This window comes from Pseudonocardia sp. OZ21, assembly GCF_059359135.1.
In genome coordinates this window covers 1-559 of the sequence record NZ_JCADBN010000053.1, presented here as the reverse complement: position 1 = coordinate 559, position 559 = coordinate 1, and the positions used below count along the sequence as shown (strand labels likewise).

The following is a 559-nucleotide window of genomic DNA, read 5'->3' as shown; positions in this document are numbered from 1 at the left end:
TCGGGACGCTGTGGAAGGGGCACATGACCTTCGAGGCCCCGATGCTGTTCGCGCTGGGCTTCCTGGTCACGTTCCTGTTCGGTGGGCTCACCGGGGTTCTGCTGGCGTCGCCGCCGGTCGACTTCCACGTCTCGGACACCTACTTCGTGGTGGCGCACTTCCACTACGTGCTGTTCGGCACGATCGTGTTCGCCACGTACTCCGGGATCTACTTCTGGTTCCCGAAGATGACCGGTCGGATGATGAACGAGACGTGGGGCAAGGTCCACTTCTGGCTCACGTTCATCGGGTTCCACCTGACGTTCCTGGTGCAGCACTGGCTGGGTGCCGAGGGCATGCCGCGCCGCTACGTCGACTACCTGCCGACCGACGGGTTCACCACGCTCAACATGATCTCCTCGATCGGGGCGTTCGTGCTGGGGGCCTCCACGCTGCCGTTCATCTGGAACGTCTTCCGCAGCTACCGGTACGGCCGTGTGGTCACCGTCGACGACCCGTGGGGCTTCGGCAACTCGCTGGAGTGGGCCACGAGCTGCCCGCCGCCGCGACACAACTTCAC

General features: G+C 64.6%; 1 protein-coding gene. It reads left to right on the top strand.

Annotated elements, in window-relative coordinates; all coding sequences use genetic code 11:
* On the top strand, positions 1-559 hold a 559-nt coding region (locus AC5L35_RS37350; protein WP_495064480.1), incomplete at both ends, for a cbb3-type cytochrome c oxidase subunit I.